Origin of the sequence: Amycolatopsis japonica (genome assembly GCF_000732925.1) — a bacterium.
GTDB classification, from domain to species: Bacteria; Actinomycetota; Actinomycetes; order Mycobacteriales; family Pseudonocardiaceae; genus Amycolatopsis; species Amycolatopsis japonica.
Window position 1 is genome coordinate 1,160,308 of the sequence record NZ_CP008953.1, and the last position, 19,212, is coordinate 1,179,519.

General features: G+C 68.3%; 20 protein-coding genes. 9 read left to right on the plus strand and 11 right to left on the minus strand.

What is annotated here, in order from left to right:
* Positions 1 to 23 precede the first annotated feature (23 nt).
* The 4 genes from AJAP_RS05750 to AJAP_RS05765 all read right to left on the minus strand — a co-directional run bounded on the left by AJAP_RS05750 (position 24) and on the right by AJAP_RS05765 (position 5,179).
* Positions 24 to 1,373: a UDP-glucose dehydrogenase family protein gene (locus tag AJAP_RS05750; protein WP_038508836.1), complete on the minus strand. Its 1,350-nt coding sequence runs from the start codon at positions 1,371 to 1,373 to the stop codon at positions 24 to 26.
* Positions 1,374 to 1,474: 101 nt separating this feature from the next.
* A complete protein-coding gene (locus AJAP_RS05755; protein WP_038508838.1) occupies positions 1,475 to 2,665 on the minus strand; it encodes a hypothetical protein in 1,191 nt (396 codons plus the stop codon).
* Entirely contained in the window at positions 2,662 to 3,759 is a 1,098-nt protein-coding gene (locus AJAP_RS05760) for a Gfo/Idh/MocA family oxidoreductase (RefSeq protein WP_038508840.1), read from the minus strand. Before AJAP_RS05760 ends, AJAP_RS05755 begins: the two co-directional genes overlap by 4 nt.
* On the minus strand, positions 3,737 to 5,179 hold the full coding sequence (locus tag AJAP_RS05765) for an FAD-dependent oxidoreductase (protein WP_073848308.1): 1,443 nt from the start codon (positions 5,177 to 5,179) through the stop codon (positions 3,737 to 3,739). The genes AJAP_RS05760 and AJAP_RS05765 overlap by 23 nt, the downstream gene beginning before the upstream one ends.
* Before the next feature lie 574 nt (positions 5,180 to 5,753).
* Between AJAP_RS05765 and AJAP_RS05770 the strand changes: the two genes are divergently transcribed.
* From AJAP_RS05770 to AJAP_RS05800, 7 genes are all read left to right on the plus strand, one after another.
* A complete protein-coding gene (locus AJAP_RS05770) occupies positions 5,754 to 6,749 on the plus strand; it encodes an XRE family transcriptional regulator (protein ID WP_228694866.1) in 996 nt (331 codons plus the stop codon).
* Between the two features lie 365 nt (positions 6,750 to 7,114).
* Entirely contained in the window at positions 7,115 to 7,852 is a 738-nt protein-coding gene (locus AJAP_RS05775) for a class I SAM-dependent methyltransferase (protein ID WP_038522435.1), read from the plus strand.
* Positions 7,836 to 8,927 carry a FecCD family ABC transporter permease gene (locus AJAP_RS05780; protein ID WP_038508845.1) on the plus strand — a complete coding sequence of 364 codons (1,092 nt, stop codon included), beginning with the start codon at positions 7,836 to 7,838 and terminating at the stop codon, positions 8,925 to 8,927. The genes AJAP_RS05775 and AJAP_RS05780 overlap by 17 nt, the downstream gene beginning before the upstream one ends.
* Positions 8,927 to 9,715, plus strand: coding sequence for an ABC transporter ATP-binding protein (locus AJAP_RS05785; protein WP_083650094.1), 789 nt, complete (start codon positions 8,927 to 8,929; stop codon positions 9,713 to 9,715). Before AJAP_RS05780 ends, AJAP_RS05785 begins: the two co-directional genes overlap by 1 nt.
* Complete coding sequence (locus tag AJAP_RS05790; RefSeq protein ID WP_038508847.1) at positions 9,712 to 10,695, plus strand: ABC transporter substrate-binding protein; 984 nt, start codon at positions 9,712 to 9,714, stop codon at positions 10,693 to 10,695. Before AJAP_RS05785 ends, AJAP_RS05790 begins: the two co-directional genes overlap by 4 nt.
* Entirely contained in the window at positions 10,692 to 11,747 is a 1,056-nt protein-coding gene (locus tag AJAP_RS05795) for a cysteine synthase family protein (protein ID WP_038508849.1), read from the plus strand. The genes AJAP_RS05790 and AJAP_RS05795 overlap by 4 nt, the downstream gene beginning before the upstream one ends.
* Positions 11,744 to 12,934, plus strand: a complete 1,191-nt coding sequence (locus AJAP_RS05800; RefSeq protein ID WP_038508851.1) for an ATP-grasp domain-containing protein — start codon at positions 11,744 to 11,746, stop codon at positions 12,932 to 12,934. The genes AJAP_RS05795 and AJAP_RS05800 overlap by 4 nt, the downstream gene beginning before the upstream one ends.
* A gap of 73 nt (positions 12,935 to 13,007) precedes the next feature.
* Here the strand turns inward: AJAP_RS05800 and AJAP_RS05805 are convergent, their stop codons facing one another.
* Complete coding sequence (locus AJAP_RS05805) at positions 13,008 to 13,586, minus strand: hypothetical protein (protein WP_038508852.1); 579 nt, start codon at positions 13,584 to 13,586, stop codon at positions 13,008 to 13,010.
* Positions 13,587 to 13,634: 48 nt separating this feature from the next.
* Positions 13,635 to 14,252: a TetR/AcrR family transcriptional regulator gene (locus tag AJAP_RS05810; protein WP_038508854.1), complete on the minus strand. Its 618-nt coding sequence runs from the start codon at positions 14,250 to 14,252 to the stop codon at positions 13,635 to 13,637.
* A gap of 90 nt (positions 14,253 to 14,342) precedes the next feature.
* Between AJAP_RS05810 and AJAP_RS05815 the strand changes: the two genes are divergently transcribed.
* On the plus strand, positions 14,343 to 15,047 hold the full coding sequence (locus AJAP_RS05815; RefSeq protein ID WP_038508856.1) for an SDR family NAD(P)-dependent oxidoreductase: 705 nt from the start codon (positions 14,343 to 14,345) through the stop codon (positions 15,045 to 15,047).
* Here the strand turns inward: AJAP_RS05815 and AJAP_RS05820 are convergent, their stop codons facing one another.
* From AJAP_RS05820 to AJAP_RS05835, 4 genes are read right to left on the minus strand one after another with little or no spacing between them, the layout of a single operon-like run.
* A complete protein-coding gene (locus AJAP_RS05820; protein WP_037341290.1) occupies positions 15,048 to 15,425 on the minus strand; it encodes a RidA family protein in 378 nt (125 codons plus the stop codon).
* 58 nt (positions 15,426 to 15,483) lie between these two features.
* A complete protein-coding gene (locus tag AJAP_RS05825) occupies positions 15,484 to 16,743 on the minus strand; it encodes a hypothetical protein (protein ID WP_038508859.1) in 1,260 nt (419 codons plus the stop codon).
* A complete protein-coding gene (locus AJAP_RS05830; RefSeq protein ID WP_037341293.1) occupies positions 16,740 to 17,075 on the minus strand; it encodes a type VII secretion target in 336 nt (111 codons plus the stop codon). Before AJAP_RS05830 ends, AJAP_RS05825 begins: the two co-directional genes overlap by 4 nt.
* Positions 17,069 to 17,644 carry a YbaB/EbfC family nucleoid-associated protein gene (locus tag AJAP_RS05835; RefSeq protein ID WP_038508860.1) on the minus strand — a complete coding sequence of 192 codons (576 nt, stop codon included), beginning with the start codon at positions 17,642 to 17,644 and terminating at the stop codon, positions 17,069 to 17,071. The genes AJAP_RS05830 and AJAP_RS05835 overlap by 7 nt, the downstream gene beginning before the upstream one ends.
* Positions 17,645 to 17,795: 151 nt before the next feature.
* Here AJAP_RS05835 and AJAP_RS05840 point away from each other — a divergent pair, with 151 nt between their 5' ends.
* Positions 17,796 to 18,257, plus strand: a complete 462-nt coding sequence (locus AJAP_RS05840) for a GNAT family N-acetyltransferase (protein ID WP_038508862.1) — start codon at positions 17,796 to 17,798, stop codon at positions 18,255 to 18,257.
* A gap of 26 nt (positions 18,258 to 18,283) precedes the next feature.
* Here the strand turns inward: AJAP_RS05840 and AJAP_RS05845 are convergent, their stop codons facing one another.
* Positions 18,284 to 18,901, minus strand: a complete 618-nt coding sequence (locus AJAP_RS05845) for an SRPBCC family protein (RefSeq protein ID WP_038508864.1) — start codon at positions 18,899 to 18,901, stop codon at positions 18,284 to 18,286.
* Between the last annotated feature and the right edge of the window lie 311 nt (positions 18,902 to 19,212).

The window sequence follows — 19,212 nt, forward strand, 5'->3', positions numbered from 1 at the left end:
CCACTCGCCGTCCACCCCGGGGGTCATCCTGCTCGCGCGGCCATTGCGACGGCGGGCACGCGGGGTCCGCCCGGACGGCCGATGCCCTGATAGGAGAGTCCCGTCCTGGCCACGGTGAGCGGGTCGAGCAGGTTCCGGGTGTCGATGACGGACCGGCCGTGGAGCCGGTCGGCGATCCGCCCCCAGTCGAGGTCGCGGAACTCCGGCCATTCGGTCAGCAGCACGATCGCCGCCGCGCCCTTCGCCGCGTGGTAGGCGGTCCCGGCGATCCGCACGTCGTCGGTCACGCCCGGCACCGGCGCGTGGACGCTGGGGTCGTAGCCGGACAGCTCCGCGCCTTCGGCGGCCAGCCGGGCCGCGATCGCCAGCGAGGGGGAATCCCGCAGGTCGTCCGTCCCGGCCTTGAACGTCAGACCGAGCAGGCCGATCCGGACTCCGGCGAGGTCGCCGCCGACGGCCTTGCGCACCTTGCCGACCACCAGTTCCTGCTGTTTGACGTTGGTGTCGATCGCCGCGCGCAGCAGGGCGAAATCGCTGCCTGCCGATTCCGCGGTGCGCAGCAGCGCGAAAGTGTCCTTCGGCAGGCAGGAACCGCCCCAGCCCGGCCCGGGCCGCAGGAACGCCTTGCCGATGCGGTCGTCGTAACCCATCCCGGCCGTCACGTCGTCGATACTCGCGTCGAGGTATTCGCACAGTTCGGCGACCGTGTTCACAAAGGACAGACGCGTCGCGAGATAGCAGTTGGACGCGTACTTGATCAGCTCCGCGCTCGAGGAATCGGTCACCAGGACCGCGGTGTCGAGGTGCTCGTACAGCGCCGCGACCCGCCTGGCGGGGACCGGGTCGCGGTCCGCCGAGCCGACCACGATCCGGTCGGGATTCAGGAAGTCGTGGACGGCGAACCCTTCGCGCAGGAATTCGGGATTGGACACGACGGCGACGTCGGCCCGGTCGATCAGGTGCGCGACGTGGGCCGCCGTGCCGACGGGGACCGTCGACTTGTTCACCACGACGCAGCCGTGCGGCAGCAGATCCCGCACCTCGGTCACGACGGATTCCAGCGCGGTCAGATCCGCCGCGCCGGTCGCGCCCATCGGCGTCGGCACGCAGAGGATCACGATGTCCGCGCCCGCCACCGCCGCGCTCGCGCCGAGCACGAAGTCCAGCCGCCCGGACGCCAGCCCGTCCACCACGAGTTCGCAGATCCCGGGTTCCCTGATGGTCGCTTCACCGCGCCGCAACGCGTCGAGCTTTTCCTGGTCCACGTCCGCGCAGACGACGCGGTGTCCCAAGGACGAAAGGCACGCGGCCGTGGTCAGCCCCACGTAGCCCGCGCCGATCACGGCGACCTTGACCCCCGATGTTGCACCCATTCTCTTACCCTCCAGTTTCGATGCCGCCGGGCGGCGCGGAGTCGCCCCGCCCGGCGGCATCGCGAGATACGGATTTCGTGTTCAGTCGGAAAAGCCTGGTGTCACTTGGCGTGCGGGATCGCGCGGATCCCCTCGTACGGGGTCTCCTTGCCTAGGTAGTCCACCGTTTCGAACAGGCCGATCGCGTGCATCGGGTACCGTGCGCCCGCTTCCGCCGCGAAGACGCAGGGAAGGATCTGCTTCCGCTCGGAGGCGGCGGCCTGGCCGCCCTTGCGGATGTGCTTGTGGGTGTGGATCAGGATCGGCATGTAGCCGCCGCCGAGGAACGAACCCGACTGCAGGACCGCCCCGCCGACGCAGTCGATCACGCAGCCCTTGCCGAGGATCGCGTCGCGGCCCTGGTAGTAGTACGAAGGCGTGGCGAGCGTGCCGTGCTCCACATGGAACACACCCGCCGAGAGACCGATGATCGAGCGGCCGCAGGTGCGCAGCACCGACCGGTAGAAGTCGACCAGGATCGGCCGGACGGTCGTGTCCGGAAGCGAGAATTCCCCGCACATCAAGGTGATGCGCACCAGTTCCGCGAGCGTGAGGCCGGAGCCGTGCTCCCCGGGGAACTCCTGGTCCCACGGCACCAGGTAGTCCGACGGCGCCACCATCGTGGTCCCGACGTCTTCCAGGATCAGCCGTTCCGCCTCGCCGACCTCCTCCGACGGCACGACTCCGTTCGCCAGGACGCGCACGGCGAGCAGGTGCCTGCTCTCCAGCGTCTTCGCCCTGCTGGCCGCGATCAGCAGGTTGAGCCTGCCGGTCACCGTTTCCGGGATGTCGAAGAGGTGGTCGATACCGTCGGTGGGGACGGCGATCTTGGCCTGCAAGCCGCGTTTGGGCAGCGGCTCGTAGGAATCGACGACCTCCTGGAAGGCGCCGGTGAACTCGCCCGCCCCGACCTGGACGAGCCTTTCCGCGGCCAGCGCGCGGTAATCGAACGGGATCGAGGTCGACGTCGAGAGCACGACGTCGGCGAGCAGGGCGCGATAGCGGTCGTCGTCCAAAGAGGACGCGGCCAGTTCCAAGGACAGGTAAGGGGATTCGTCGCCGGGGCCGTGGATCCAGCTCGCGGTGTAGGGCGCCTCGAACCGGCACGCCTTCGCGAACAACGCGCGGGCGTCGTCGTCGTTCTTGACCTGGCCGGTGACCTCGGCCAGCGCCACGTCGCGGTCCGCGACCTCGGGCAGCATGTCCTTGGCCGGCCGCAACAGTGTCGAAAGGTCCTCGATGCTTCGCGTCATGCTTCGCTCCCAATCCGTGCGTACTTCTCGTTTTCCGTTGTCTGCGGGAAGGTTCCGGTGAACATCGCCGAACCCAGCGCGGCGAGGAACCGGTGCTCCGCCGGGCGGACCACGGTGGTGCCCTCGTCGAGGTGCCGCAAAAGGTCCAGCTGCGTCAGAAGTGCCTCCTTGAAATGATTGACGGCGATGAGGAAATGGCCCTCCGGCACCGCGTCCCGGACGTGGACCGCGTGGATGTTCTTGTGGCCGGGATCCGCGCCGAAGAAGGGCTCGAAGACCAAGGTGACGTGCTTCCCGGACAGCAGCTCGACGTCCGCGAAGCGGTACCGGAACTCGGAGCCGTACGGGATGCTCGACGGGACGATGAAGTCCTTCAAGACTTTGTCGGGGAAAGCGAATCCGGCCAGTTCGGGGAAGGCGATGGCACCGGTCGACGACGTGTACAGCTCGACGTCGGGCAGGTCGGGGGCCGCGGTCCGCACCCGCATTTCCGCCGTCACCGAAGAGGGCACCGTGCGCAGATAGGACCGGTACTGCTCGGCAGGGAGGATCGCGCGCAGGATGCTCAACATGTGGAAGCCCTCGTAGCCGGCTTCGCCGTACTGCGTGTCGACGAACCTGCCGTTCGCGACGTCGAATTCCCGGTTCTTGGTGAATTCGACGGTGATCTTCCTGATCGGATCGGACGCGCCGAGCTCCCGCACGGAGGCCGCGAAACGCTGCACGGCTTCGCTGTGCGAATACACGTCGTTGACGATGATCCTGGCGCGGGGATGACGCCGGACCGTGCGACCGAGGCCGTCGAGGTCCTCCGGGTAGCAGGCCGGTTTCTCCAGCAGGACACGGGCATCGGGCTGCCGCCGCAGGATCTCGTCGACGACCGCGAGATGGGTCGCCGTCGGGGTGGCGACCACCCAGGCGTCGACCGACGCCGGATCCGGCACCTGGGCGACCCGCTCCCAGTCGGCCCCGTCGCCGATGTCCACCGTGCGGATACGGTGTCCCGCCTGGCCGTAACAAGCGGCGTACAGCGACCCGATCTTGCCGAGCCCGACGATGACGATCGTCTTCTCAACCGGCGACGGTGCCGACACGGGCTTCCCCTCCCCGTGCTCGGATGGCGTGGCGGGCGGCGGACGTACCGGCGGCCCGGCCGAGCACGGCACCCGCCATCAGGCCGGTGCCACCCGGATAGCCCTGGTCGTAAAGGCCGCCGACGATCACGCCTGCCGCGTAAAGGCCGCTGATCGGCTCGCCACCGCCGCGCACTTCGGCGTCGGGGGTCACGGAGAGCCCGCCGTAGGTGAACGTCAACCCGCACACCACCGGGACGAACAGGTACGGCGGGGTGTCGAGCCGCTTCTCGTCCTGATCCGCGTGCAGCCGCTCGATTTCGGCGGTCAGGTTCGCGGCGTCGATCCCGAGCCGCCGGGCGCCTTCCTCGATCGAGGAGACGGTCACCGACGCGGGGTCGCCGACATAGCCCTTGGGGAGCGCGCCCGCCGAGACGACCTTGTCGTCGAAGATCTGGAAGGCCGTCCTCCCCGGCTGCTCCTGGATCTTCTGGCCCAGCGTGACGTAGGTGAGGTTGCTGTAGCCGCCGGATTCGTCGAAGAACCGGCGTCCCTCCCGGTTGACCACGACGCCCAGCGGATAGGCGTACCGGGCGAGACCGTGGGACTTGTGCATCTGCCCCGGCAGCATGTGGTCGGGCAGCTCGATGCCCTGCGGTGTGGTGTGGCACTTCTCCCAGTTGCCCGCGGTGTCGGCGCCGAGCTCGACGGCGGCCGTCAGGGGAGCGCCTTCGTTGAACGGGACGCCTCGCAGCTTCACGTCCCGCCACGCCTCGCCGAGATGACGTTCACGCAGCCGGTCGTTCGCTTCGAAGCCCGCCGACGCCAGCACCAGCGCGTCGGCGATCACCGGGAACGCGGGCCCGGAACCGTGGAGCAGGTACCGGCCGTCGGCGGTCTTCTCGAAGCCGGTGACCGCGCTGTCGTAGAAGACCGTTCCGCCGAGCCGTTCGAACCGGTCGAAGTTCCGGTCCTGCAGGCTCTGGCCGCCGCCGTCGAGGACGATCGGCACGTCACCGGGAAGCGGGGTCGGTCTCGGGGCCCAGCGCTGACCGAAGTCGCGCATCCAGGCGATCGTGTCCGTCGAACGGCGGATGATCGACTCGATGAGCGCGACGTCCACCTGATCGCCGGAGACCCGCAACCAGTCTTCGAGGTACTGCTCGTCGCCATAGCCGGAGCGGCCGGCCAGGATCTCTTCGACCCGCTCCTTGTCCGCCTCCCGCAACAGGGCGGCGATGAAAGGGCTTCCCTGCCAGGAGAAACGCATGGTCCTGGTCAGGGAGCTGTTCCCGCCGCGCAGTTCTTTCGGCGCGGCTTCGAAGACGCTGACGGAGGTCGCGCCGGCCTGCACCGCGGCTATCCCCGCGCAGAGCCCCGCATTACCCCCGCCGACGACGGCTACCTGCCATTCGGCCGCATCATTTTGCCCGTTATGCATCGACAACGCTCCACAATCCGGTGTTCGCCATTCAGGACGACCGAGTTCGAACAAGACCGAGCCATATCGCCGGAGAACGGTGCGAATGCTTATATCGACGCACGGTCACCGGGCGAATACAGGTCGAATCTGTGAACAAGTGGTCTGCTACTGGATTCGCAGCCCTATTCCCTCGTGTGTGCTCAGACCGGCGGCGCACGAGGACTATTCTTCGGAATCGGCGGCCGACGCCGCATTCAGGCGACGGCAGACGTCATCCGGTGTTCAGTACGGAGATTTCAGTGGACGCCTTCCGAGATGAACCAGCTGTTTCCGCCGGGTTCACCGTCGCCCTTGACGATGGTCGTACGGATTCCTCTGGTTTGCTCATTTTCTTCGGCTCGGTATTCCCGAGCCTCCCCAGTCGTGGCCGGCGTGGGGGCCGACCGAGGTCAGCCTGACTTCCTGACCAGCGCAGGGGCAACCTTCGGGTAGTTCGGCCTTGTTCGAAATCGTTCGAGTGGTCCGAACAGCAGATTCCGGCGCCGCTGAATGGCGGTATCGCGGCTCAGATCGGCTCAGTCAATCTAGAGCGATGATCGTTGACGAGGGGGACGGCGACGGGGAGTCGCCGACGACGGTTCACCCACCGGACTCCACGGCTTCACCGGCTGAGTTCACGGCAGCACTGCGTGTATTGAGAACGTGGTCCGGATTGACTTATCGGCAGCTGGCCGGAAGAGCCAAAGAACTCGGCGGAACACTTCCGGCGAGTACGGTCGCGACCACCCTCGGCCGCACCACACTGCCGCGCGAATCGTTCGTCGAGACGTTCACGCGCGCGTGCGGATTGACCGACGAAGAAGTGCGGCGGTGGCTCGACGCCCGGACGCGGATCGCGATGGGGGCTCCGCCGCGGCCCGCCGACGAACCGAAGTCGGAAGCCGTCGCGCCGCCGGAACCGGAACCGCGGCGCCGTCGGCGCTGGCGGACACCGATGATCGTGGCCGCGTTCATGAGCGTCGTCCTCGTCGGGACGCTCGGTTATCTGACGCGCTCCTTCGGGGCGTCCTCCAAACCCAAGGACACCGTGGCCGTGGTGCCGGGCCTCGACGTGCGCGAGGTGGGCAGCTGGGCGCGGATCCGGCCCGCGCGCTCACCCGAGTTCTGCCTGGCCGAGGGGACGGACCGGACCCGGCTCTACCCCGGCACCATCGTCGCCCAGCAGACCTGCGGCGGTGACGCGTCGCCGCACCTGTTCCTCGATCCCGTCGGGGAAGAGAACGCCGTGCAGATCCAGTGGCACCATCCGGACACCGGGGTCGGCTGTCTCACGGTCGTGAACGAAGGGCTGGGGCACGACCTGCTCGAACCCCGCGACGACTGTGACGACGATGGTATGGACCAGCTCTTCACCATCGGCGCGGCCGGCCCGGCGGAACCGGGGCGGTTCGTCATCCGGCCCGTCGGCACCAGCCAGTGTCTCGGCCTGCGCGACCTGGACACCGTGGCGGGGACCGAGGTGGTGCGGGAACGCTGTTCGGGGGCGCCGGACCAGACGTTCTTGATCGATCTGATCCCGCCTCCGTGAGTGCCTGGTGCGGTCCCGTGTGATCCGACGGACGACACGTGTGATCCGACGGACGACACGTGTGTCTGGACGGACGACACGCGGCGGAGCTTGGTCGTGGATGTGTCGTCCATCTGGTCACGTGTGTCGTCCGTCGGATCACACGTGACGTCCGACCAGTCACGGGAGGCCCGTTTCCGGCTAGGTCGAAGGCTCCTTTCGTCGCATCGGACTCGGCGAAGGGAGCCTTCAGCCCACTACCGGCCCCCGCAGCGACAGGTTCCAACCGTCCTTCTCACTCACGAGGATTTGGCGACGCCGGGAACCGAAGACGACCTTTCGACGACTTGTGGGGCTGAATCGTGCGGCCCGGCGAGCGGAGAGAGATGCACTGGTACGAGGACGACGACCTGTGGGTCGGCTTCGCGGACGTGATGTTCCCGCCCAGCCGGGCCGAAGAGGCCGAACGCCTGACGGCCACGTCACCGCTGCTCGAAGTCGCCGACGGCACGAAGGTGCTCGATCTGGCGTGCGGCCCGGCGATCCACGTCGTGCCGCTGGCCAGGAGGGGCGCCGACGTGACCGGCGTCGACCTCAGCCCGGCGATGCTCGAACGCGCCCGCGAGGCCTGCGAAAACGCGGGAGTCGCCGCGAAGCTGATCCAGGCCGACATGCTCGAGTACACCGAGCCCGGCGCGTACGACCTGATCATCAACATGTACACGTCGTTCGGCTACTTCACCGAGCCCGGCGACAACCTCACAGTGCTGCGAAACGCCCACGCCAGCCTCGCGCCCGGCGGCAGGCTGCTGGTGGACGTGCTCGGCAAGGAAGTGCTGGCCGGCTGGGTCGGGCGACCGAAAGCGGTCGACATCGACGGCGGGACGGTGTTCATGCGCGACACCATCCTCGACGACTGGACCCGCCTCGAAACCGAATGGACCCTGGTGCGCGGTGGCGAGGCGAAGCGGGCGTCGATCCTCTCCTTCTTGTACAGCGCCGCGGAACTGAAGGCGCTGTTCGAGACCGCGGGCTTCACCGGCGTCGAATGCTTCGGCGACTTCGACGGCTCGCCGTACGACAACCACGCGCGCCGCCTGATCGTGCGTGGTGAACGTGCCTGAGCCGCTCCGCCTCTTCGCGGAACCGGACGACGAGACCTCACGCCCGCTCCGGCTCACCGGCCCGGTGCTTCTGCTCTCGGCCGCGCTCGTGCTCTCGCTGATCGCGGGCATCGCGCTCGGCCCGTCCACCGTCGCGCTCGCGGATGTCCTGCGCTACCTGGGAAAGGCGATCACCGGCGGCACCATCACCGGCGACGAGGTCACCGGGTACTCGATCGTCTGGCAGGTCCGCACGCCGCGGGTGCTGCTGGCGGCCGTGGTCGGCGCCGGGCTCGCGGTGGTCGGGGTGGCCGTGCAGGCGCTGGTCCGCAACGCCCTCGCCGATCCGTTCGTGCTGGGGATCTCCTCGGGCGCCTCGGTCGGTGCCGCCGCCGTGGTCGTGTTCGGCCTGTTCGCCGGGCTCGGCGTGCTGGCGCTGTCGACGGCCGCGTTCCTCGGCGCGCTCGGTGCGACCGCGCTGGTGTATCTGGCCGCCCGCGGCAAATTCGGGCTGACGCCGTTGCGGCTCGTGCTCACCGGAGTCGCGCTCACGTACGCCTTCCAGGCCGTGATGAGCGTGCTCGTCTACCTCTCGCCGAACGGCCAGGCCGCGCAGACCGTGCTGTTCTGGCTGCTCGGCAGCCTCGGCTCGGCGACGTGGGCGTCACTGCCGCTGGCCGCGCTCGGCGTGGCCGTCGCGGTCGTGGTCCTGCTGCGCTACGGCACCGCGCTCGACGTCCTGTCCATGGGCGACGAGACCGCGATGAGCCTCGGCACCGACGCGGCCGCCTTGCGACGCTGGCTCTTCCTGCTCACCGCGGTCGTCACCGGATTGCTCGTGGCGGTCAGCGGTTCGATCGGCTTCGTCGGGCTGGTCCTGCCGCATGTGGTGCGGATGATCGCCGGTTCTGGGCACCGCCGGGTGCTGGCGCTCGCGCCGCTGGTGGGCGCGGTCTTCCTGGTGTGGGTCGATCTGCTGGCCCGCACACTCGTCGCCCCCGAGGAACTGCCGCTCGGCGTGATCACCGCGTTGATCGGCGTTCCGGTGTTCCTCGTCGTGATGCGGCGCCGCGGCTACACGTTCGGAGGCCGCTGATGCTGTCGTTGCGCGAACTTTCGGTCGAGGTGGCCGGGACGACGTTGATCCGCGAGCTGCGTTTGGACGTCGGCGAGGGCGAGGTCGTCGGCCTCCTCGGCCCCAACGGGAGCGGCAAGTCGACGGCGTTGCGCTGCGTCTACCGCGCGTTGGCCCCGTCCGGGGGCGCGGTCCTGCTCGACGGGACCGACATCGCGGAGCAGGGTCTGCGCGACACCGCCCGCCGGATCGCCGCGCTCACCCAGGACAGCCGGGCGGATCTCGACTTCACCGTCGAGGAGGTCGTCGCGCTCGGCCGGTCGCCGCATCAGCGCGGCAACCTCCGGCTCTCGGCCCGTGAACGCGCGCTGTGCCGGGAAGCGTTGCGGCGCATGGACATCACTCATCTCGCGCAGCGCGGTGTGCTGACGCTTTCGGGCGGCGAACGGCAGCGGGTCCTGGTGGCGAGGGCGCTCGTGCAGGAACCGGAGGTGCTGGTCCTCGACGAGCCGACCAATCATCTCGACGTCCGCCACCAGGTGGAACTGCTGAAGTTCCTGCGTGACTGCGGGCTCACCGTGCTCGTCGCGCTGCACGATCTCAACCTCGCCTCCGCCGTTTGTCACCGGATCGCGTTGCTGCGCGCGGGATCGCTCGCCGCCTGCGGCACGCCGTCCGAAGTGCTCACGCCGGAAACGATCCACGCCGTCTTCGGTGTCGAGGTCACCCAGGTGACCCATCCCGTGACCGGCGCGCTCCAACTGCTCTACGACCTTCCCGCCGACGAAACCGAGGGGATCTCACGATGAAGCCGTCCAGGGTGACCGCGCTCTTCGCCGCGGCACTGCTCCTGAGCGCCTGCGGTGCCCAGGTCGAGGCAGGGCCGAGCGCGCCGGCACAGGCCACGGTGACCAACTGCGGCGCGCAGGTCACCTTCCCGGCGCCGCAACGTCCGGTGGCGTACGACGTTTCCGGTGCCGAAAAGCTGTTCGCGCTCGGGCTCGCCGGCCGGATGCGCGGCTACGTGATGAATTCGCTCGGCGACCCGTCGATCGCCGGTTCGCCGTGGAAGGACGACTACGCCAAGGTCGAACGGCTCGGCACCTCGCGGGTCACCCGCGAGATCCTGGTGAACGCCAAGGCGGATTGGGTGATCGCGGGCTGGAACTCCGGATTCAGCGAGGAGCGCGGTATCACGCCGAAACTGCTGGAGCAGGTCGGTATCCGCAGTTATCTGCACACCGAGACCTGCTGGGAGTATCCCACCGCGAAGTCGGAGGTGACGCCGCTCGAAGCGCTCTACACCGATCTGCGCAACCTCGGTGACATCTTCGGCGTCCGTCAGCGGGCCGACGAACTGGTCGCGGAACTCAAGGGGCGCTTCGACAAGGTCCGTGCCGGAGCGCCGAAGTCGCCGCCCGCCAAGGTGTTCGTCTACGATTCCGGCACCGATCAGCCGTTCACCGCCGGGAAACACGCCGCTCCCAACGACATCATCGACGCCGCGGGCGGGACGAACGTCTTCCGCGACCTGCAGGACGGCTGGGGCAGTGTGGGCTGGGAAGCGGTGGTGAAGGCCGAACCCGAGGTGATCGTCGTCGTGGATTACGCCGACCGGCCCGCGCAGGAAAAGATCGCGTTCGTGAAATCCTCGCCACAGCTGAAGAACACGCCCGCCGTGCGCGACAACCGGTTCCACGTCATCTCCTACGGCGATCTCGTGAGCGGTCCGCGTAACGCCGCGGGCGCCGAGTCGCTGGCCGCGTACCTGCGCTCGATCGGCCGGTGACCGCGATGTCCGCGCTGGTCCACGAACATGTCACCGACGCGATCAAGACGCCGTCGTTGATCCGGCTCGAACCGAACGTCGTGCTGATCCGCTTCGAAACCTTGAAGGTCTACGCCGCGCTCGGCGCGGTCCGGTCGCTGCTCGCCGGCGGATCCGTCCGAAAAGGACAGACGCTGATCGACAGCTCCAGCGGGATCTACGCGCTCGCGCTGGCGATGGCCTGCCACCGCTACGGCCTGCGCTGCCATATCGTCGCGTCCACCACCGTCGATCTCACCATGCGTTCGCAGCTGGAGATCCTCGGTGCGACGGTGGATCAGATGCCGCCGTCGGACGACCTCCGCCTCGACCAGCGGCGCCGGGTCGCGCGCGTACGCGAACTGCTGGACCGGCATCCGGACATGCATTGGATGCGCCAGTACCACGATCCCGTGCATTACCTCGGGTATGCCGAGGTCGCCGACCTCGTCGCCCGCGCCCTGCCGTCCGGGCCGCTGACCGTCGTCGGCAGCGTGGGCACCGGCGCGTCGACCGGCGGGATCGCGCGCTCGTTGCGCGAACGCGATCCGGACGTCCGGCTGACCGGCGTCCAGCCCTTCGGCAGTGTCACCTTCGGCAGCGAACGGTTCACCGATCCGGACGCGATCATCGCGGGCATCGGCTCGGCCATCCCGTTCGACAACGTCGATCACGAGCTGTACGACCGGATCCACTGGCTGGACTTCGTGCACGCCATGGCCGCGACCGTCGGCCTGATGCGCGAGCACGCCGTGTTCGCGGGGCTGTCCACCGGCGCCGCGTACCTCGTCGCGGGCTGGGAGGCGGCGCGGCATCCGGACCGCACACATGTCGTGATCGGCGCCGACACCGGTCATCGTTACACGGCAAGGGTTTTCTCCCGGCATCGGGAGGCCGTCGACCCGGCTACGCTCGCGCCGCGTGAGATCGCGTCGCTGGACGACCTCGCCCTGCCGTGGGCGGCCATGGACTGGCGGCGCCGCCGCTTCGGGAAACCCTCACTGCCGTTGTACCGGAAGGAGCGGGCGTCGTGACCGTCGTCCTGTTGGAAGCACTCACCTTCGGCCTGGGCAGGCTGGCCGACGCGGCGGCGGATTCCGGGCGGAAACTGGTGCTGTTCACCGGAAACCGCGACATCTACCGCTATGAACTCGGCACGCTGGGGCCGGACAGGGTCGAGGTCGTCGACATCGACACCACCGACATCGAGGCCTGCGAAACCGCGTTGCGCGCCATCCCGGACCTCGCCGGGATCATCAATTCGACGGACACCTGGGCGCTGCCGGGCGCGGAACTCACCGCCCGGCTCGGCCTGCCCGGTCCGGACGCGGCCGCCGTCCGGGTGCTGAGGGACAAGGGCGCCGTGCGTGACCTGCTGTACGAACACGGGCTCACCCGCGGCAGGCCGGTACCCGTCATGGTCGCCGAAGAACTCGGATTTCCATTGGTGGTCAAGGACTCTTCGGGAACGTCGTCCCGTGGGGTGTGGCTCGTCCGCGATCAGGACGAACTCGACCGGGCGAGGCTGGAGGCGAAGGAAACGCCGCTCAAGGGGCATCTGATCGCCGAGCCGTATTTCGCCGGGCCGCTCTACAGCGCGGAAACCGTCACCTGGCAGGGAAGGACCCGGCTGCTCGGGATCCTCTCCCGCCAGCTTTCGCCGGAACCCGTGCGGCGGGAGGAAGCGGCGGCGTTCCCGGTGGCGTTCCCCGAGGCCGAGTACGCCGAGTTGGCCGACTGGATCGGCCGGGTGCTCAAGGCGGCCGGACACGAGCAGGGTTTCGCGCACACCGAATTCGTGCTCACCGCCGACGGCCCGGAGGTCGTCGAGATCAACATCCGGATCGGCGGGGCGATGCTCGGCGAGGCGTTGTGCCGGTCGCTGGGCACCAACGTCTATTCCGCGATGATCGCCATGGCACTGGGCGAGGAACCCGCTCTGCTCACCCAGAAGATCGGGGGAGGGCCGGGAATCGGGTTCGTCCTGGCGTATCCGGCCGTGGCGGGCGTGCTGAAGGGCTGGTCGGGGCTCGACAGGTTGCCCGGGCTGCCCGGCGCGCCGGAGTGGTATCCGACGGCGAGCCCTGGCGACGAGATCCGGCATCTCGTGGATCAGCGGTCGTGCACCGGGATCGTCCTCGCCGAAGGACCGACGGCGGAACTCGCGCTGCATCGCGCGCTCGCGGCGGCGGGCGGGATCACGCCGGAGATCGATTCTTGAGAGTTCCTCAAAGGGTGGCGCGTTGTGAAAGCCACTTTCGCAACGCGCGCGGACGCCAGGAGCGGAAGACGCCTTAGCTCGGAGCCGCGCACTTCTTGGCCTCCGCGGCGGCGGCCATCAGTTCCTGCGTGTCGATTTTGAGCGCCGGCATGAGGTCGGGGGTTTCCGTGATCGGCTTCTGGGTGGCGTCCATCGCCTTGATGCCCGCGTCCATGGCCGCACTGTTCCCGGACTTCTCCAGCCGCTGCTTGCCCGCGTTCGCCGCGTCCCTCGCGGCGGTGTACTGGTCCACAAGGGACTTCCGCACCGTGTCGCCGCCGGGAATCGGCGACGGGGGCAGCGCGGTCAGTTCGTCGACCGCCTTGCCCGCGAAGCCCGCGCGGATCCCGAGTTCTTCCTTCAGCGCGTTGCGGGTCACTTCGGTCCCCGATCGCTGCTTGCTCGCGTAATCGTTGGAAGCCTTCATGTAGCCGTATATCGCGCCGCACATCCCGTCGAGCCAGGCGACGGTCTTGGCGTCCGGCCCGGCGGGCGCTTTCGGCGCCGAGGACGACGGGGTGGCGGTGACCGTCGCGGGAGCCGGCGCCGGCTCCCCGGAACAGGCCGTCGTCACGAACAGCGCCAGGGCGATGAGCAGAATTTTCGTCTTCATGGAATCCCCTCCGGGATGAACACGCGCCGGAGGGGCCGAGGGTTGCCTTCAGCCGCAGCCACCCATGATGCGGGCCAGTTCGGCGGGCTCCAGCGGGGGCTCCGGCAACGGGTTCGCGGCAGGTGCCCGCATCCCGTCGAACAGCAGCGCGAGATGACGTCGCCAGACCTCCGGCCGGACGGTCGCGGTCGCCTCCACGGTGCGCGCGATCCCCCAGGTCACGAAGGCCATGTCCTCGAGGGTGAAGTCTTCGCGCAGGGCGCCGCTCTCCTGGGCGCGTTCGACGATCCGGGTCATGAGTTCGTAACCGCGTTCGAGGTCTTCGGCCTGCGGTGGCCGCGTCGAGGCGAGTTCGTTGTAGCCGCGGTCGGCGGCCTGCAGTTCGCAGACCCGTTCGACGAACGACGTCAAACCTATCCACGGGTCGTCGAGGGAGAGCGCGTGTTCGGCCAGCTTCGCGACGGTCTCGGTCCGGTCGGCGAACACGGCGTTCACCAGATCCGCCCGCTGCGGGAAGTGGTTGTACAGCGTGCCGATGCTGACGCCGGCGGTCTTGGCGATCTCTTCGAGCGCGACGTCGAGGCCGCGTGCCGCGTAGAGCCCCCTGGCCGCCTCGATCAGCAGGTCGCGGTTGCGCCGGGCGTCCTTCCGCAGGGGTTTGGTCATGACCGCATCGTAGCCAAGTTGAAGGTGGCCTCAAGTTGTGTGTACCTTCGAAGAAGTTGAGGAAACCCTCAACTTAACCTGGGAGGACAGATGACCAAGACGCTCGCGATCTTCGGCGCCGGGCCGGTGCTGGGACTTTCGCTCGCCCGCCGGTTCGGCCGCGAGGGCTTCCGGATCGCCCTCGTCGCGCGTACCACGGAGAACCTCGACGCGCTCGTCGCCGAACTCGCCCGCGACGGCATCGAGGCGAGCGGGTTCGTCGCCGATGTCTACGAGCCGGCTCGGATCGCCGCCGCCGTCACCGCCATCGGCCGGATCGACGCGGTCGCGTTCAATCCCGGCGGCGGGACCATGGGGGAGGGCATCGTGCCGGTGCTCGACGTGGATCCGGAGAACCTGCGGCTCATCCTGGACCGGTTCCTGGTGTCCGCGGTGGCGCTGGTGCGGGCCGTGCTGCCCGCCATGACCGAGCGCGGCGACGGCGCGATCCTGTTCACCGCCGGGCAATCCGGCCTGTACCCGGCGCCCTTCCTCGGCAACGTGGGCATGGCGCAGGCCGGGCTGCGGAACTACTTCCTCAACCTGCACGCGGTGCTCGCGGAGAAGGGGATCTACGCCGGGGCCGTCAACGTCGGCGCGCTGATCGAGGGCAGCGTGCCGCATCGGGCGATCACCTCGAGCCCGCTGGACTTCGAGCCCGAGGTGATCCATCCGGATGTCTTCGCCGACGCCTTCTGGAAGCTTTACGAGACGCGCGAAGCGCCTGAAGCGCTCGTCGGGTCTTTCGGGAGGTGATTACTTCTCGACGGCGTAAGCCTCGATCTCGACCTTCATCTTCGGGTCGAGCAACGCCGACACCTCGACCATGGTGGCCGCGGGCAGCACGTCGGCGAAGGCTTCGCGGTGCGCCCGCGCGACCAGGTCGGCGTCCTTGATGTCGGTGACGTAGGTGACCGTGCGCACCACCGCGGCGAGGCTCGAACCGGCCTCTTTCAACGCCGTCTCGATGAGCGACAGCACGGCCGAAGCCTGCTCGTACGCGTCGCCCGAGCGTTCCGGCTCGCGCGCCGTCGTCCCGGAAACGTGGATGTGCTCGCCGACGCGCACCGCCCGGCTGTAGCCGAAGACCGGCTCGTAGTCCCCGCCGGAGGAGATGTTCACCCGTTCAGTCATGACCGAACGAAAGCACAGGCGGTCCCGCGCCGGAACACCGGGACGGGACCGCCTGCTTTCACTTCTCTTCCTTGTCCTCCGGTGGCTTCTCGTTCGCGGCGGGCGGGATGGCCTTCGTCAGCTCGACGACGGTCTTCCCCGCCATGCCCGACGCGCCGTAGGTCGGGTCGCTGAGGATCTTGAGCCCCTTTTCGAGCTTGTCGAGCGCGTCCGCCGCCTTGGGGAACCTCGTTTTCAGGTCGCCGATCGGGAAGCTGTTCCAGTAGTCGTACCGCTCCAAGATCTTCTTGGCGTCGGGGTGCCCCTCCAGCTCCTTCGCCAGCTTCTCGCGCACCACCCTCGGGGGGATGTCGCCGAGCTTCTCCGGTTTGGGCTTCGGAGCGTCGGGCGTCGCGTCCGGAGTGTTGTCGCCCGGCTTCGGGGGCGGGCCTTCGATCGGCTTCTTGCCACCGGGCATCGGGGTACCGCCGGCGGGTTTCGGCTTGGGCAGCTTGATTTTGCCGCCGCCGAGCGTCAACTTGACGACGTCGTCGGCCGCGCCGCGGGTCTTCGCCAGGATCTTGAGCATCTCGGCGAGCTTCTTGGCGACGTCGGCGATCTGCTTGGCGATCTTGGCGATCGCCACCCCGACCGTGGTCATGATGGAGGTGATCGCCGCGATGATCGAACCGCCGAAGGTGACCGGCGCCAGTGCCACCGCCACGATCGCCGCCTTGAGGATGCCCGCCAGCGTCATGGCGATGATGTCGCGGACGATGCCACGGACCGCGCCGATGACGGCACCGGCGATCCCCATCTGCTTGCCCGCGAATTCGATGTATCCGGCGAGCGCGTCGATCTGGGCGGCGACGCCCTCCATGTCGGCGCGAAAGGTGTCGGCGGCCTCGCCGTCCCACTTCTCCATGAACTTGGTGGTGGCGGCCCCGTGTTCCTTCGACCACTCCCGCACTTCGGCGGCCTCTTTGTAGATCGCCGTCTTGGCCGCCTCGATGCCCTTCGGGTCTCCCAGCAGGAAGTCCAACGGCCAGCGGAAGATGACGATGTGCTCGATCAGCCAGCCGATCCCGGCGGTGAGCAGCGATCCGATCGGATCGGCGACCATGCCGAGGATCTCGATCGCCATCCCCGCCGAGGCCAGTCCGATGCTGAGGCTGTCCCCTTCGTCGACGGCCTTCTTCAGCGAGAACGCGGAATCGAAGAACCCCGCGCCCGTGGTGTCGCCACTGCCCGCGAGGAAGTTGTTCTTCTCGTCCTTGAAGTCGCTGGCCTTGGTGCCGGTGTTGTTCCCGAAATCGCCGCGGTGGTACTCGTCGCTCACTTGACCTTCACCTCGTCGATCCCCTTGCCGGCTTCGGTGATCAGCCTCTCGGTCTCCTGCTCGTTGGCGTTGTACTGCTTCGCCGCCTCACGCAACCTGTCCGAGAACTCCTGCACGTTCTCCGAGTACTTGTTCAGCTGGTCCCGCGCCTTCCCGCAGTGCATGCTCGCGCCGGCGCCGTAGATCTGGCCGCCGAAGATGCCGAAGATGCCGGGATCCGCCACGCAACTGCCCACCATGTCGGCGCTCTTGCGCAGCTCGTCCTCGAGTCTGTCGAGGTGACCGGCGAACTCGGTCATGGTCTCCGTCTTGACACCGAATCCGGTCACCACGGGCTCATTTCGTCGTCGTCGGGGGAGGCCGGTCGCCGGGTTCGCGGCGCCGGGGGGTTCGGGGGCCGCACGGGACGGCCGGGCTGCGGCGGCATCGGGGGACCCGCCTGCGGAGGTGGCGGCGGCCGGTACCCAGCCTGAGGACGCGGCGGCTCGTTGTGCGCCTCGGGGGCCCACTTGTCCTGCTCCGGGTTCTCCGGGGCGCCTTCCTCGTCCTCCACCTTCGGCAGGAACGTGCGGACCAACTGCGCGGCTTCGTCTTCGCCGTTGATCTCGGTGTAGGACTCCGTGACCTTCTCGACGGTCTTGCGCTGGGCCTGGCGCACCGTCTGCATGACCAGAGAGGAGAGCCGCGCCGGTCCCAGCGAGGTGGCCCGGTTGCCGAACTCGATGGCGCTCAGCGAGCCGTTGGCCTCGACCGTCACCGTCACCGAGCCGTCGGGAGAGGTCACCGTGGACGCCGAGGCGGTGAACGCGGCCGTCAGGGCCTGGGCTTTTTCCTCGAGTTTCTTGGCCTCTCGCTCCAGAAGGAGTGCGAAGTCCTCACCTGCGTCGAAATTGGGTTGCATGCGTCGCCTTGGCTCGAGGGGGATGGGCACGAAAATGCGAGAGGTCGCGAGGTGGATCGCCCGTATCGTTACCACCGGGCGGACGGTCGGACAAGCCCGATGATCAGAGAGTGCCCGAAAGTGCCTCAGGGGTGGCGGATCGGGGCAGGCCATGGAAAGCGGACCGATCGTGCGGGACGCGGATCGCGACGACGTCATGGCCATCTGCCGTTTCGGCGAAGAGCACGTCCGGGCCCACTACGCGCCGTTGATCGGCGACGAAGAGGCTGCCCGGCAAGTGCGGATGTGGTGGAACACGGCGAACATCGCCGGGGCCGTCGCCCTCGGCGAGGTCGTGATCGCCGAGGACGGCGGGCGGCCGGCCGGTGTCGGGCAGCGTGGTCTCGACGGCGGCGAGCACGTGATCCGCAAGCTGTACACGCTTCCTCGGTATCGCGGGTTGGGCTCGCGGTTGCTCGAAGTCCTCATCGGACGGTTGCCCGCAGACGCCGGGCGGGTGTACGCCGAGCATCTGGTGGCGGACGAACGCGCGGGCGCCTACTTCGAGCGCGAAGGTTTCACGGTGGAGCGGGTGGAGCCGAGTGGCGTCGTCCGGCGGGTCCGGGGAAGGTGAGCCCGGCCCCCGCCCGGACGTCCCCGTTACCGGTGTTCGGCGGCCTTCTTGAGGTCCTTCAGCCAGATTTCGAGGCCCTGCCCGAGCATCGCGGTGGAGCCGGGCACGTCCTTGTCGACCTGCGGACCGGTGTGGCTCTCTTCGGTGCGGACGATGACCCCGCCGGGCACCTTGACGAAGTTCCAGACGTGGACGCCGTCGATGTGCATACCGCCGGGACCGTCGAGCGGGCCGGTCCAGCGGAGGCATTTGCCGGGCTGGAGTTGGCGGACGGTCGAAACGATGGTCACGTCGCCGGGCGGGTACGGCATGCCGGGCGGGACGGGGATGGTCCACTGGAAGCGGGAATGCTTGCGCAGCGGGCCGTCGTCCAGCCGTTTCATGGTGACGGGGATGGCCGGGTTCTGCCAGGACGGCCAGGCCTCCACGTCGGTCTGCAGGTTCCAGATGGTGCGCAGCGGCGCCTTGACGAAGGTCTCGGTCCGGTAGTGCACCTTGGCCGACCGGTCGATGCCTTTTCCTTGGCAGGTAAGCGAAGCCGGTTTGGTGTGGTGGGTGGGGGCGGCCTGGGCCGGTGCTGTGACGCCGAGGACGCCGGCGATGGCCAGTGGGATCGTGAGCAGGGCCGCGCGCTTGCCGGACATGGGCTTCTCCTTCACTCCAGTTGTTATCGCTTGTCGCGATAGTTAGAAGCTATAGCGAAGCTGCCGTGAACGTCAAGAGCGGAAGTGAGAAGGTCTAACGAGGGTAAGTCTTCGCCGGCTTTCCGCGTGTCGAACGTGTCGCGAAAGCCACTTTCGAGACATCTAGCGTCGCGGAAGTGGCTTTCGCGACACAGGCGCCGGCGGCGAAGTGGCCGCGGCGGGTGAGTGACCGAGGTGAAGGCTCCCTTCACCGCAGTAGACGCGGTGAAGGGAGCCTTCGCTCCATCATCGACCCGTCCGCCACCGCGACA

Excerpts from the sequence above, each read along its gene's own strand:
- AJAP_RS05750 (WP_038508836.1), bottom strand. The coding sequence starts at position 1,373 with ATGGGTGCAACATCGGGGGTCAAGGTCGCCGTGATCGGCGCGGGCTAC.
- AJAP_RS05755 (WP_038508838.1), bottom strand. The coding sequence starts at position 2,665 with ATGACGCGAAGCATCGAGGACCTTTCGACACTGTTGCGGCCGGCCAAG.
- AJAP_RS05765 (WP_073848308.1), bottom strand. The coding sequence starts at position 5,179 with ATGCATAACGGGCAAAATGATGCGGCCGAATGGCAGGTAGCCGTCGTC.
- AJAP_RS05770 (WP_228694866.1), top strand. The coding sequence starts at position 5,754 with ATGATCGTTGACGAGGGGGACGGCGACGGGGAGTCGCCGACGACGGTT.
- AJAP_RS05775 (WP_038522435.1), top strand. The coding sequence starts at position 7,115 with ATGCACTGGTACGAGGACGACGACCTGTGGGTCGGCTTCGCGGACGTG.
- AJAP_RS05785 (WP_083650094.1), top strand. The coding sequence starts at position 8,927 with ATGCTGTCGTTGCGCGAACTTTCGGTCGAGGTGGCCGGGACGACGTTG.
- AJAP_RS05790 (WP_038508847.1), top strand. The coding sequence starts at position 9,712 with ATGAAGCCGTCCAGGGTGACCGCGCTCTTCGCCGCGGCACTGCTCCTG.
- AJAP_RS05805 (WP_038508852.1), bottom strand. The coding sequence starts at position 13,586 with ATGAAGACGAAAATTCTGCTCATCGCCCTGGCGCTGTTCGTGACGACG.
- AJAP_RS05810 (WP_038508854.1), bottom strand. The coding sequence starts at position 14,252 with ATGACCAAACCCCTGCGGAAGGACGCCCGGCGCAACCGCGACCTGCTG.
- AJAP_RS05815 (WP_038508856.1), top strand. The coding sequence starts at position 14,343 with ATGACCAAGACGCTCGCGATCTTCGGCGCCGGGCCGGTGCTGGGACTT.
- AJAP_RS05820 (WP_037341290.1), bottom strand. The coding sequence starts at position 15,425 with ATGACTGAACGGGTGAACATCTCCTCCGGCGGGGACTACGAGCCGGTC.
- AJAP_RS05835 (WP_038508860.1), bottom strand. The coding sequence starts at position 17,644 with ATGCAACCCAATTTCGACGCAGGTGAGGACTTCGCACTCCTTCTGGAG.
- AJAP_RS05840 (WP_038508862.1), top strand. The coding sequence starts at position 17,796 with ATGGAAAGCGGACCGATCGTGCGGGACGCGGATCGCGACGACGTCATG.
- AJAP_RS05845 (WP_038508864.1), bottom strand. The coding sequence starts at position 18,901 with ATGTCCGGCAAGCGCGCGGCCCTGCTCACGATCCCACTGGCCATCGCC.